This is a genomic window from Bacteroidales bacterium (genome assembly GCA_021157585.1).
GTDB lineage: Bacteria > Bacteroidota > Bacteroidia > Bacteroidales > UBA12170 > UBA12170.
The window spans coordinates 1-11,943 of record JAGGWH010000168.1 but is presented as its reverse complement, the minus strand read 5'-3'; the positions used below and the strand labels follow the sequence as shown (position 1 = coordinate 11,943).

The 11,943-nt window shown below is 34.9% G+C and carries 11 protein-coding genes; 5 read left to right on the top strand and 6 right to left on the bottom strand.

The genetic code is table 11. From position 1 onward, the window contains the following. The coding region (gene hisS / locus J7K39_11850; GenBank protein MCD6180586.1) for a histidine--tRNA ligase at positions 1-1,026 on the top strand (1,026 nt) is incomplete at its 5' end. Positions 1,027-1,535: 509 nt separating this feature from the next. Here the strand turns inward: hisS and tsaB are convergent. Continuing rightward, a complete protein-coding gene (gene tsaB, locus J7K39_11845) occupies positions 1,536-2,246 on the bottom strand; it encodes a tRNA (adenosine(37)-N6)-threonylcarbamoyltransferase complex dimerization subunit type 1 TsaB (protein MCD6180585.1) in 711 nt (236 codons plus the stop codon). A 220-nt stretch (positions 2,247-2,466) separates the two neighbouring features. Here tsaB and J7K39_11840 point away from each other — a divergent pair, with 220 nt between their 5' ends. Together J7K39_11840 and J7K39_11835 are read left to right on the top strand one after the other, a co-directional pair. After that, a complete protein-coding gene (locus J7K39_11840) occupies positions 2,467-3,162 on the top strand; it encodes a hypothetical protein (GenBank protein MCD6180584.1) in 696 nt (231 codons plus the stop codon). 11 nt (positions 3,163-3,173) lie between these two features. Next, the gene (locus J7K39_11835) at positions 3,174-3,620 is read left to right on the top strand and encodes a nucleoside deaminase (protein ID MCD6180583.1); all 447 of its coding nucleotides are present in this window, start codon (positions 3,174-3,176) and stop codon (positions 3,618-3,620) included. 103 nt (positions 3,621-3,723) lie between these two features. Here the strand turns inward: J7K39_11835 and J7K39_11830 are convergent, their stop codons facing one another. From J7K39_11830 to J7K39_11810, 5 genes are all read right to left on the bottom strand, one after another. Continuing rightward, a complete protein-coding gene (locus tag J7K39_11830; GenBank protein MCD6180582.1) occupies positions 3,724-4,953 on the bottom strand; it encodes a DEAD/DEAH box helicase in 1,230 nt (409 codons plus the stop codon). Between the two features lie 45 nt (positions 4,954-4,998). Further along, positions 4,999-5,430: a single-stranded DNA-binding protein gene (gene ssb / locus J7K39_11825; GenBank protein MCD6180581.1), complete on the bottom strand. Its 432-nt coding sequence runs from the start codon at positions 5,428-5,430 to the stop codon at positions 4,999-5,001. Between the two features lie 103 nt (positions 5,431-5,533). After that, entirely contained in the window at positions 5,534-7,015 is a 1,482-nt protein-coding gene (cysS, locus tag J7K39_11820) for a cysteine--tRNA ligase (GenBank protein MCD6180580.1), read from the bottom strand. A 67-nt stretch (positions 7,016-7,082) separates the two neighbouring features. Continuing rightward, a complete protein-coding gene (locus tag J7K39_11815) occupies positions 7,083-7,880 on the bottom strand; it encodes a ribonuclease HI (protein ID MCD6180579.1) in 798 nt (265 codons plus the stop codon). A gap of 17 nt (positions 7,881-7,897) precedes the next feature. Further along, positions 7,898-10,504, bottom strand: a complete 2,607-nt coding sequence (locus tag J7K39_11810) for a lamin tail domain-containing protein (GenBank protein MCD6180578.1) — start codon at positions 10,502-10,504, stop codon at positions 7,898-7,900. Positions 10,505-10,600: 96 nt separating this feature from the next. On the opposite strand from J7K39_11810, the gene J7K39_11805 reads away from it, so the two are divergent. Continuing rightward, on the top strand, positions 10,601-11,593 hold the full coding sequence (locus tag J7K39_11805) for an aspartate-semialdehyde dehydrogenase (protein ID MCD6180577.1): 993 nt from the start codon (positions 10,601-10,603) through the stop codon (positions 11,591-11,593). 24 nt (positions 11,594-11,617) lie between these two features. Beyond that, the coding region (locus tag J7K39_11800; protein MCD6180576.1) for an adenylyltransferase/cytidyltransferase family protein at positions 11,618-11,943 on the top strand (326 nt) is incomplete at its 3' end.

Sequence of the window (11,943 nt, the reverse complement as noted above, 5' to 3'; positions counted from 1 at the left end):
CATCAAAATGAAATTAGCTTTCCTTTTAAGCGTTATCAAATTCAGCCTGTTTGGCGTGCCGACAGACCACAAAAAGGGCGTTATCGCGAGTTTTTTCAATGCGATGCCGATGTGATTGGTAATAATGCCTTGCTAAACGAAGTGGAGTTGGTTCAGCTTATCGATGCTATTTTTACGGATTTAAAGGTGAGCGTGGTTACGAAACTGAATAACCGTAAAATTCTTTCGGGTATTGCAGAAATTATCGGTCAGGCCGATAAGATTATCGATATCACGGTGGCCATGGATAAGCTGGATAAAATTGGGCTCGACAAAGTTAACCAGGAGTTATTGGATAAAGGATTGCCACAAGAGGCTATTGATCAGCTCCAACCCATTATTCTTTTAAGTGGTAGTAATTCGGAAAAATTAGAGTCTCTGAAAAAGGTGCTTTCCACTTCGGAAATTGGCTTAAAAGGAGTTTCGGAAATGCAGGAAATTATGGATTATCTGCAACTGTTCGATTTGCAAAACGAAGTTGAACTGGATTTAACTTTGGCCCGTGGATTAAACTATTATACAGGAACTATTTTTGAAGTAAAAGCTGCTGATGTTCAAATTGGCAGTATTTGTGGTGGCGGTCGCTATGACGATTTAACGGGGATTTTTGGTTTAAAAGATGTTTCAGGTGTTGGAATTTCTTTTGGTGCCGATCGTATTTATGATGTGCTTAATGAGTTGGAATTATACCCCAAACACCAAAGCCAAAATACCAAAGTGTTTTTTGTGAATTTTGGAAAAACAGAAGAAGCTTATTGTTTGCCCATTTTAGCAAAACTGCGCAATGCAGGTGTAAATGCAGAGATTTATCCACAGGCCGCCAAGATGAAAAAGCAAATGAAATACGCCAACGGAAAAGCCATTCCTTTTGTTGCTATTATTGGTGAAGATGAAATGCAAAAGGGAGAATTGATGCTCAAAAACATGGAAAATGGCGAGCAGAAATCCATTACTTCTGAGGACTTACTGACTTTAATGACAGAATAATATTGCTTATCAGCCCACAAGGCTTTCCTTTCATCTCGACAGAGCGGAGCGACGGAGAGATCTCTCCTCCATTGCATTCCGTCGAGATGAAGGGTCGCTCGGCTTAATTTGCAATTAAGTCGAAGAATTACAAATTCGCAATTTTGACTTTTTTACCGCGTAGCGGTTAAATATTGGTAGAAATATATTCATACCAACGAATTGATACCTCGTAGAGGTTTAACAATTAAAGAAGCCGGAAACAAGAATTTAATAAGCCCTACGGGCTAAAAAAAGGTCTTCGGTTTATAAAGTTCTACCAATATTTATGCCCTACGGGCAATTCCACACGTTCGGCTTAATTTGTAATTGAGCCGCAAAACGTAGCAGCCGAATTACAAATTCGGCTCAGCCCACAGAGAAAATGGCGAGCAGAAATCAATTACAAGAGAAGAGCTTCTAGCATTAATGGTTTCTTAGTAATTATAAATCAACCCATCTGTAAATTAGCACATCAGCACATAAATACATCATCGCAATCCTTTTACTCTTGGAATTCCCGCAATAAAAGCTTTTAAATAAAAAGGCTCAAAATAGGCCAGGTCTGCAAAATCTTCAACTTTAAATTTCTCTTCAGCTAAGACAATCATCCCTTTTGCCGATGATAAAATCTCAGGATAAAAATGCGCATTTGGATTATCTCCGTAAAGCTTCTGATATTTTCCAGCACCATCGCCACTAAAAACAAAAGTATGTTTATCTAGAAGTTCTAAATAGGTGTTTTCATCAATAACTTCAGCTTCTACTTTTCTAATTTCCTCATTCTGCGCATTAAAATGCGCGGTGTAAGCTTCCATCCGTCTCGCATCAATCATAGGACAAAACAATAAATTTTCCTTTTCAAGAAGCTCTTTATTAATATTTTGACTTGTGTGAAAAGCTAAAGATTGCAAAGTGCTGATATTGATAAGCGGAATATCCAAACTATAACACAGGCCTTTGGCAGTAGAAACACCAATGCGCAAACCTGTATAGGAGCCAGGCCCTTCACTAATGGCTACAGCACTTAAATCGGCCAGTGTAGATTTACTTTCCGCCAGAACTTCCTCAATATATCCGTTTAATACTTCGGCATGAGAGTTTTTGCTATCTAATTCGCGCAAACTTAGTAAAGCACCATCTTTTGCTAAGGCTACACTACAAACGCTTGTGCTTGTTTCTATGGAAAGGATTAATGCCATTGTTAAGATTTTTGGCAAAAATACAGGAAATATTATCAATTGTTTTAAAAAAAAAGCATGAATAAATTATAATGGCTTATGCTGATTCGGTTACTTGCTTTGATAAAAAGGAAGTAAGCAGAAAATACCAAGTTATAGCTTATACAGAATATCTATTCGGTATAAATCAAATTTACGATTACAACATTCACCCTGAAGGGCTTTTTTATATCTTTGTAGTATGCAAAAGAAAGCTTTGTTTTTGATGTTTGCCTTTTTAGTGGCCACATTTGTTTTTCAACCTATTTATGCACAGCAACAGCTGAGAATAGGAACAGACATCCCTTTGCTTTACGGTATTGCTTATAAATATTCCCCTGAAAAAGGCATTGGAGGAGGCTTAAAAGCGGGAATACTTACAGAGCCACACAGTAGTATAATTTTGGCTGCAATGGAAGCCCTTGGAACAGAAAGTGCCATCGTGGATATCATTCGTGATGGTTTTAAAATGGGTATGGTTCTCGATGGTAGCGCAAGTTGGCATTGGAACAAGAATTACGCGGGTGCAAATCTTGTTTATATTAATTTAAGTGCCGGAAAAGCTCCGCTGGATGTAATTGACGGTAATTATGATCTTGATTTAGAGTATTCACCCATTCTAACATCTCTTCTTGGGCAAGAAACAATGCAGATAAACCTAAACTCTTGTCTGATGCAAGTGGGTATTCATTATGGTCGCCGTATACCTTTAAAAGATAAACTGGAACTTCAACTGGAATTTGGCGTGACAAAAAATATCGGTTCTACCAATAATTTTTCTTCGGATTTTCCCTATCCTTTAACAGTTTATAATGCTATTGATGAGGATTTACAAGAGGCTTATCGGAAATATGCTATTATTCCAACTTTGGGCGTTTATTTGGTTTATAATATTTAAAATTAAAAGGGATGGAATTGTTTTCGGATGAATATTTTATGCGTGAAGCACTTAAAGAAGCACAAAAAGCTTTTGATAGAGATGAGGTTCCTGTGGGAGCAGTAATTGTAAGCAATAAAACTGTTATTGCGCGAGCCCATAACCTTACCGAAACTTTGAATGATGTTACCGCCCATGCCGAGATGCAAGCCTTTACTTCTGCCGCTAATCTATTGGGAGGAAAGTACTTGAAAGATTGCACTTTGTACGTTACTCTGGAACCTTGCTTGATGTGTGCCGGAGCAGCAGCTTGGACACAGATTTCCCATATTGTTTATGGCGCTTCCGACCCGAAAAAAGGATTTTCAACACTTTCAGAAGCGGTTTTACACCCAAAAACTACTGTTAAGAAAGGTGTTCTTGAAAAAGAATGCAGTAATCTTTTGGTTTCATTTTTTGAAAAAAAACGAGATCAATAATCTAAGCTCGACATAAAGAATATTTACAGTTTTGAAGTTTCTTATAAAATCAAGTAATATTATCAGAATGTAATGAGCGAGAGATATTTGTATGCAAAAGACTTTATTTTCTCTTTTTCCACCCTTTTCTTTCGAGAGGTTGTTTCATTAGACTTTTCCAATCGGCAGGATTTTCTTCGGATAATTCTTTTGTTTCTATATAATCCTGATTCTTAATCTCATTAACATGAACGGGTTTTCCGATGTATTCTTCTATGGCTTTTAAAAGAGGTTTTTCTTCTTTAGCACAAAATGAAACGGCAAAGCCTCTGTGATTACCTCTACCTGTACGCCCAACGCGGTGAACGTAGTTTTCTGCTTGTTCCGGAAGATCATAATTTATTACAAATTCAACACTAGCTACATCAATACCTCTTGCACTAACATCGGTGGCAACCAATACTTTAATGATGCCGGCTTTAAAATCTTTCATTACCTTAGAACGGTCTTTTTGATCTTTATCGCCATGAATTGTTTTAGCCATAATTCCAACACGTTCCATTGCTTTTGCAACTCTTTCGGCCCTTACTTTTGTACGTACAAAAACCAAAATTTTAGCTTCGGGATTTTCTACTATTAAACGTTCTAAAAAAAATCGTTTATCATCCATCTCTACAAAAGCAACTTTATGGTTTACATTTTTTGATACCGGATCTTTAGGCGAAATTTGAATACGAATTGGATTAGAAACAAGGGAATAAGCCAGCTTCTTTATTTCTTTGTCGATAGTTGCAGAAAAGAAAAGTGTTTGCCGTTTTTTTGGTAAATGAGTAATTAGCTGACGAATATCTTTTATAAATCCAAGATCGAGCATATGATCAGCTTCATCCAATACCAGAATATTTATTCTATGTAATTGAATATATCCTTGGCTGGTTAAATCGAATAAACGACCCGGCGTAGCCACCATAATATCAAAGCCTTTTTGCAATTCTTTAATTTGCGGATCTTGTTCTACTCCACCAAAAACGCCAAAAGTTTTTACTAATGTATCTTTTTCAAGGAGATTAAAGACTTCTGTAATTTGCATTGCCAATTCGCGTGTGGGTACCATAACCACTGCGCGAATTCCATCTTTACGTCTTTGGGTTTTCTTACGGTAATTTAAAATGTCGATAATTGGAATTGCAAAAGCGGCTGTTTTTCCTGTTCCTGTTTGTGCAATAGCCAACACATCATCGCCAGAAAGTATAGGCTGGATTGATTTGAATTGGATATCTGTAGGTCGTTTAAAGCCTAATTTACGAATGCTTTCTTTAAGCTCATCCGCAATTTTATAATCGTCAAATTTCATTTATCGCCATACTTTAATTAGTCTAAAAATAGTATTAAATAATTTTTAGAAAGGTAAATCGTCTTTATCTTCTACTTCGGGTTTATTAGTAGGAGCAGGTGTAGAATCCGATGTTTGCGTTTGTTCGTTGGCTTGATAATTTTCTCTATTGCTGCCGGCAGAACTTAATTTTAAAACTTTATCACCTTGAATTTCGGTAATATATTTTTTAACTCCATTGGCATCTTCATAAGAACGTGATCTTAAACGTCCTTCCAAATAAATTTGATCGCCTTTTATAATTTTTTTCTCGGCGAGATAGCGCCATAAAACAATATTATGCCATTCGGTTTGTTCTTGCCAATTACCTTCTTTATCGCGATAGCTTTCGGTTGTTGCCATAGAAAAGGTTGCTTTTTTAGTTCCATTATCAAACGTCATAACTTCAGGGTCGCGACCTAAATGCCCAACTAAGATTACTTTATTTATTCCTGCCATTTTTTAATTTTTTTTGATGATTAATTCCGTAATATACAAAATATTATAAAGGTATTTTGGGTAAATGATTGAGTGTTGAGATACATTTAATATACGTATCGTTTTACTTTTCTACTTCCCAATCTGTTCCTTCTTTAGTGTCTTTTAGTACAATATTTAATTTGGCTAACTCATTTCTAATTAAGTCGGCCGAAGCCCAGTCTTTGTTTTTCTTTGCTTGCTGCCTAAGTTCGATAAGTGTTGTCATAACACCATCTAATAATTCATTATTATCGTTATCCTGCTCCTCATTTTTCAAGCCTAAAACATCAAATACAAACTCACTAAAATATTTTTTCAGCTTTTCTAAATCTTCTGTATTTAGCTTTTCTTTACCATCATTTATGCTATTAATTAATTTAACGGCATCAAAAAGATGAGCAATAAGAACAGGAGTATTAAAATCATCATTCATAGCAGCATAAAATTTAGCTGTTATATCATCAACGTTAAAAGACGATTTTTCAGAAGATTTTAATTTTTGAAGAGTATTTGCTGCGGACATTAATTTTTGATAGCCTTTTTCTGCTCCTTGTAATGCATTGTCGCTAAGATCTAATGTAGAACGATAATGAGCTTGTAATATAAAAAAGCGTACTACCATAGGACTAAAAGCCTTAGATAATTTATCGTTATTGCCACTAAACAGTTCGTGAGGCAGTAAAGTATTTCCGGTAGATTTACTCATTTTCTGCCCGTTTAATGTAAGCATATTTGCATGCAGCCAATATTTTACAGGATCTTTTTTGCCGTTAACAGCTTTATTTTGAGCTATTTCACATTCGTGATGAGGAAATTTTAAATCCATTCCTCCGCCATGAATATCAAATTGTTTACCCAGATATTTTGAACTCATTACAGAACATTCCATATGCCATCCCGGAAAGCCTTCGCCCCAAGGTGATTTCCACCGCATGATATGTTCGGGTGAAGCTTTTTTCCAAAGAGCAAAATCCGAGGGGCTATGTTTTTCACTTTGTCCGTCAAGTTCGCGAGTATTGCTGATTAAATCCTCAATATTCCTGCCGGAAAGTTTTCCGTAATCATTGTTAAACTCTTTATTGAAAGCTTCTACATCAAAATATATTGAACCATTACTTTCATAGGCGAGGTTTTTCTTTAAGATATCTTCAACCATAGATATTTGCTCAATAATATGACCCGTTGCAGTAGGCTCTATACTGGGCGGAAGGTTATTAAACAACTGCAAAATATTATGAAAATCTAAGGTGTATTTCTGAACAATCTCCATTGGCTCGAGTTGATCTAAACGAGCTTTTTTGGAGATTTTATCTTCTCCATCATCCGTATCATTTTCCAAATGCCCGGCATCTGTAATATTTCTAACGTATCTGACTTTATAGCCAAGATAACTCAAATATCTATAAATAATATCGAAGGAAATAAATGTACGACTATTACCTAAATGTACTTCGCTATAAACCGTTGGACCGCAAACATACATACCAATATGAGGCGGGTTAATAGGTTCAAAAATTTCTTTTTTACGATGTAGTGTATTATAAACTTTAAGTGAATCTTTCATGCGTGATAAATTTTCCGCAAAATTACGGCTTTTAACGGAATAGTTGTTTTCTTTTTCAAAGTGATTTTCAATCGGACAAAGCTTGTCTTTTAGCGTACAAATCACATATTGTATTTTCGAAATGATTATCGTGGGCTTTTACCCACTCAAACTCTATGTATTTACCAATACTTAAAGAATTAAAATACTTCCAATATCCAATATTTTTTACCTTTTCGCCATTTACGGTATGCCAATCGTTTAGCTCCCATATCGGAACCCATTCTGTTAATCCTTTTCTCACATATTGGCTGTCGCTTATTATCCTGATTTTCTCTACATCTTTAAGAATTTCCAGTCCTTTTATGGCAGCTTCTAACTCAATAAGCGAACTGCTTTTTTTACCTGATTCGTAAGTATGTAATTGATAATTTTTATTCGGTCTTTTAATTAAAACAACATAGCCGCCCTTACCTCTTTTTTCCAAAAAAGAACCATCGGTAAAAATATTTGTTGTTTCAATATTCTCATTTTTTGTTATATATATTTTACGCTTGCTTGTTCTACGGTCCAAAGCAATTACATTTGAACGATTACTAAACTGCTTTATATCTTTGTCTTTCCAAATAATAAAATACAATTCAAAACCAATAAAAAATGTATCTAAACGTTTATTATGAAGCATTTTTCGTAATTGATGCTCATGTGTTTTTAGATAATTCGAAAGGGAATTATCATCTATAAAAACAAGAGATTTAGTCAGTGGTGTATATCCCAAAAAACATTCTTCTCCGGGTTTTTCTGATCGGATCAGTATACGGTATTCTTGTGCTTGACAAGCTGTAATTTTAAAGAAAAAACGATTGAGTTGGATGCTTTCTGACATAGGATAAAATTAGTAATTTATAGTTTTCCGCCTAAAACGCAAGTCTTTTTAATTTTTTCAACTTTACCATTCAAATCAAAATACTCAAAATATAAAATATAAATCCCAAGAGCAGCTTTATCTCCTTCTTCGGTAGTTCCGTCCCAAAAAAACTGTCCGCTTAAGCCTGCTAATTCGTTTTTTACCAAATATCTTATTCTTTGTCCTCGTGCATTGTAGATAATTAGGTTAATGGTATTTCCGCTTTCCGGAAATTTATAATTTATTTGTAAAATATCGTCGAAGCCATCTAAATCAGGGGAGAAGATATTAGGGGTAATCTGAATAATTTCCTCATTATCGGTTTTTTCTTGAAATTGTGAGTTTTGATAAGCAGGTGTGCCGTAGTTTACATTTGCTGCTGCCGATTGCCAGTTTTTTAAATCACTAGTTTCCCCTTCGGGTGATAATCTTTCAAGACTAATGCCACGCGTATTATTTAATAAAGGATGATGCATGTTTTCGTTATAAGAAAGCATATCAATAACTGCCGATTTATCAGATGCTTTGCTTAATAAAACTTGTCCTTCGGTATTAGGTAAAAGTGGGAAATTATCGAAATCGTAAATCATATCGGGATTTTCAGAGTAATATACATCTAAAACCGATTCTTTATTTTTACACAAAAGCAGATATTCGTCAGGGAAAATCTGTCCTGCATTAGGCTGAACAGAATAATAAGCGGTATCGTAAATATCAGCATTGATACGAGAAAATAAAAGCTGTCTAAGGTCGATTACCTTATCGGAGCGATTATAAAGTTCAACATATTCTCCATCATCTAACCAAGCATCAAATAGTATTTCGTTAATGATAATATCGTTAAACTCAGCTTCTTGAGGAATAGCAAAGTGTTCTGTAAAATTTTGTAATTCCGATCCGCAACAGCCTGTTAATGAGGGAGAAATAGTTAATTGATAAATTGTATTTTCAGCAAAGGAATTGGTAAATATTATTTCTGCCTGATTATAGTCAGGAGCAAATATTTTCACTCTCATTGGTTTATCAATGCCATTATCAACATCGTAATTTTCAGGATTTTTTAAACTTAAACTATCCATACTTTTCGAAAAGTAAACAGAAAGGGTGTTTTGATTAATCAAGTCAAGGCTTTTTATTTTGGGTGTCTGGTAGTCGGGATTAAGATTACTCAAACTGTTAGCACTTCCGGGGCTGCCTCCTTTAGCATTTTGCGAAGCCGACCAATTAATTGCTTGTTCACAAAAATGATCGGGAGAAATCATTTCTAAAGACCATCCGCCATCTTCTTTAAAATCATCCTTATACCAAGTATCATCATAATTTATATAGTGGATAATTTGATCCGATTTATTTTTTAATACCAATGCTTTACCACTGTTTGTAAGACCGAAAGAAGGAACGGGAAGAATATTTCCGTAGCTTGATAAATAATCCAAATTATCGGGATGGCTAAGGAGTAAAAAACTTTTTGCGGGGATTTCTATATCAGGAAATTGAAAGTCAGAACTGCCAATAAACAAATGCCAATTATTTAGCGAAACAACATAATCTTTTTGATTAAACAGCTCTAAATATTCTGCATCAGGCAAATCTTGAACGGGAGTAGGATCAACCATTATTTCATTAATTAACACATCGCCATAATAGGCTTTACTAAAAAAGAAGTTATGGTAAGTATTTTGTAAAACGTTTCCTGCCGGATCTTGGATATTAGATATTTTTAAACTTAAATTTTGATTAGCCGGGAAATCATTAGAAAAAATTAGCGATACTTCTGAAGGGTTTATTGGGTTTAAATTTGCAGATAAAGGAATTTGTTCGCTTTCTTGAATCTGATAATTTTGTAAGGTTTCTGCGGAAGCGGGATCAAGAGTTTCGTTAAAATACAAGCGTAATTCCTTAGCGTTTAAAGCCTCAATATTTTCAATTACAGGCGCGTCCGTATCTTTATAAATATGATTAACGCTAATATTATCAAAATAGAATTTAGTGGCATTTGAAGATGTGAATTTGCAGAAAACCCCAAAATAAGTCTCGTTAATGTTAGAAATATCTTGTCCGTTACATTCTTGAATAAAATTTCCGTTTTTATCCCAATCTGCAAAAACACCCCATTCCCCATTTTCTTTATGTATAACTTTAATATTGCCATCAAAAGAAGAAGCAATACGCCCATCTGTTCCTCGGCAAATAGATGTCGTTTCCCTTCCTTCTTGTCGGAAAAGTTCTATTGCATCATTGCTACCCGATTCTCCAAATTGAAGAAAATATCCATTCACACTTTGGGTGATATCACTTTTATCGGCAATTAAATAAACACGAGCGTTATTATTATCTGACGGACTAAATGATAGGCGAATGGAAAAATTCCACTCCAAACTATCTGATAATCCAAAGTAAGAAGACAAATAAACGGTATCGGCTAAGCTGCTACGCGGATTTAATTGATTTAACTGTAATGAAAAAGCAGTGTTAATTTTAAATAAATCTTGATCACCTTGCCAAGTAGGGTTATCGGTAAAATTTCCATCCGAAAAATCATCTGTAAGCTGAGCTATACTTATCAGAGGAAAAAATAGCAAGAAAATATAAAAAGCTCTCACGATTTTGGAGATTTGTTACAAAAATTTAAGATAGGTTAGTATAGATCCTTAAATAAGTCCTAAATATACTACTTTTGTGCGAAATAAACGAATGAAATGAGAATAGCTTTAGTTGGTGCTACCGGTTTGGTAGGAAGTGTAATGTTAAATGTATTAGAGGAAAGTAAGCTTAACGTTGATGAGTTATATGCTGTCGCCAGTGAGCGTTCGTTTGGAAAGACCGTAATTTTTAATAAAACGGAATATGCAGTTATTGGATTAAAAGATGCCTTGGAAAAGTCACCGGATATTGCCATTTTTTCGGCCGGAAGCGAAATATCGAAAGCTTGGGCTAAGAAGTTTGCTGATAGAGGCACTTTTGTTATTGACAATTCTTCGGCTTGGCGAATGGATAAGAATATTCCTTTAGTTGTACCCGAGATTAATGGTGCCGTTTTAACCGCAGATTCTAAAATTATTGCGAATCCAAATTGTTCAACTATACAAATGGTTATGGCTTTAGCTCCTTTGCATAAGGTCTTTGGAATTAACCGTCTTGTTATTTCTACTTATCAATCTGTTACCGGTTCCGGTGCAAAAGCAGTTAGGCAGATGCAAGATGAACGTATTTGTCGACCTCAAGTTGAAAAATTTTATCCGCATCCGATAGATATGAATGTAATTCCTCATGGTGGCGATTTTCTAAAAAACGGATATACCACTGAGGAAGAGAAATTGGTTAATGAAACACATAAAATACTTAATGATTACAGTATACGAATTACTGCTACAGTAGTTAGAGTTCCTGTTTTTGGTGGTCATTCCGAAAGTGTAAATATAGAATTCAAAAAAGACTTTGAATTAGAAAAAATCCGAGAGTTATTAGAGAGTTTTTCCGGAATAGAAGTTCAGGATAATCCTGAAGCAAATAATTATCCAATGCCAAAATATGCTGAGGGGCAAGATGCTGTTTTTGTGGGTCGTATTCGTAGAGATTTCAGTCAGCCCAAAACATTAAATATGTGGATAGTTTCAGATAATTTGCGCAAAGGTGCTGCTACTAATGCTATACAAATTGCAGAGTATTTGGCAGAACACAATTTAATTTAAAACTCTATACGAGCATTTTAATAAATGCTCGATATTTACAAAAAGAAAAATATTTTGAAGATTATTACCGATATTAATCAGTTTCCAAAACTCGACTATCCCGTAGTTACTATTGGCAGGTTTGATGGTGTGCACTTAGGACATAAAAAACTTATTGAACGTCTGAAAAATATCGCTAAAAAAAATCTGGGACAAACGGTAATTATTACTTTTAGCCCTTCGCCCGAGGAAGTGCTTTATGCTTCAGAAGGAAAAAATATAAGGTTGTTGAATATTCAACAAGAAAAAGAAGAGCTATTACAAAATTTAGGGATAGACTATTTATTGGTTCTTCCGTTTACCGAATCATT

Excerpts from the sequence above, each read along its gene's own strand:
- tsaB (MCD6180585.1), bottom strand. The coding sequence starts at position 2,246 with ATGGCATTAATCCTTTCCATAGAAACAAGCACAAGCGTTTGTAGTGTA.
- J7K39_11840 (MCD6180584.1), top strand. The coding sequence starts at position 2,467 with ATGCAAAAGAAAGCTTTGTTTTTGATGTTTGCCTTTTTAGTGGCCACA.
- J7K39_11835 (MCD6180583.1), top strand. The coding sequence starts at position 3,174 with ATGGAATTGTTTTCGGATGAATATTTTATGCGTGAAGCACTTAAAGAA.
- J7K39_11830 (MCD6180582.1), bottom strand. The coding sequence starts at position 4,953 with ATGAAATTTGACGATTATAAAATTGCGGATGAGCTTAAAGAAAGCATT.
- ssb (MCD6180581.1), bottom strand. The coding sequence starts at position 5,430 with ATGGCAGGAATAAATAAAGTAATCTTAGTTGGGCATTTAGGTCGCGAC.
- cysS (MCD6180580.1), bottom strand. The coding sequence starts at position 7,015 with ATGAAAGATTCACTTAAAGTTTATAATACACTACATCGTAAAAAAGAA.
- J7K39_11815 (MCD6180579.1), bottom strand. The coding sequence starts at position 7,880 with ATGTCAGAAAGCATCCAACTCAATCGTTTTTTCTTTAAAATTACAGCT.
- J7K39_11805 (MCD6180577.1), top strand. The coding sequence starts at position 10,601 with ATGAGAATAGCTTTAGTTGGTGCTACCGGTTTGGTAGGAAGTGTAATG.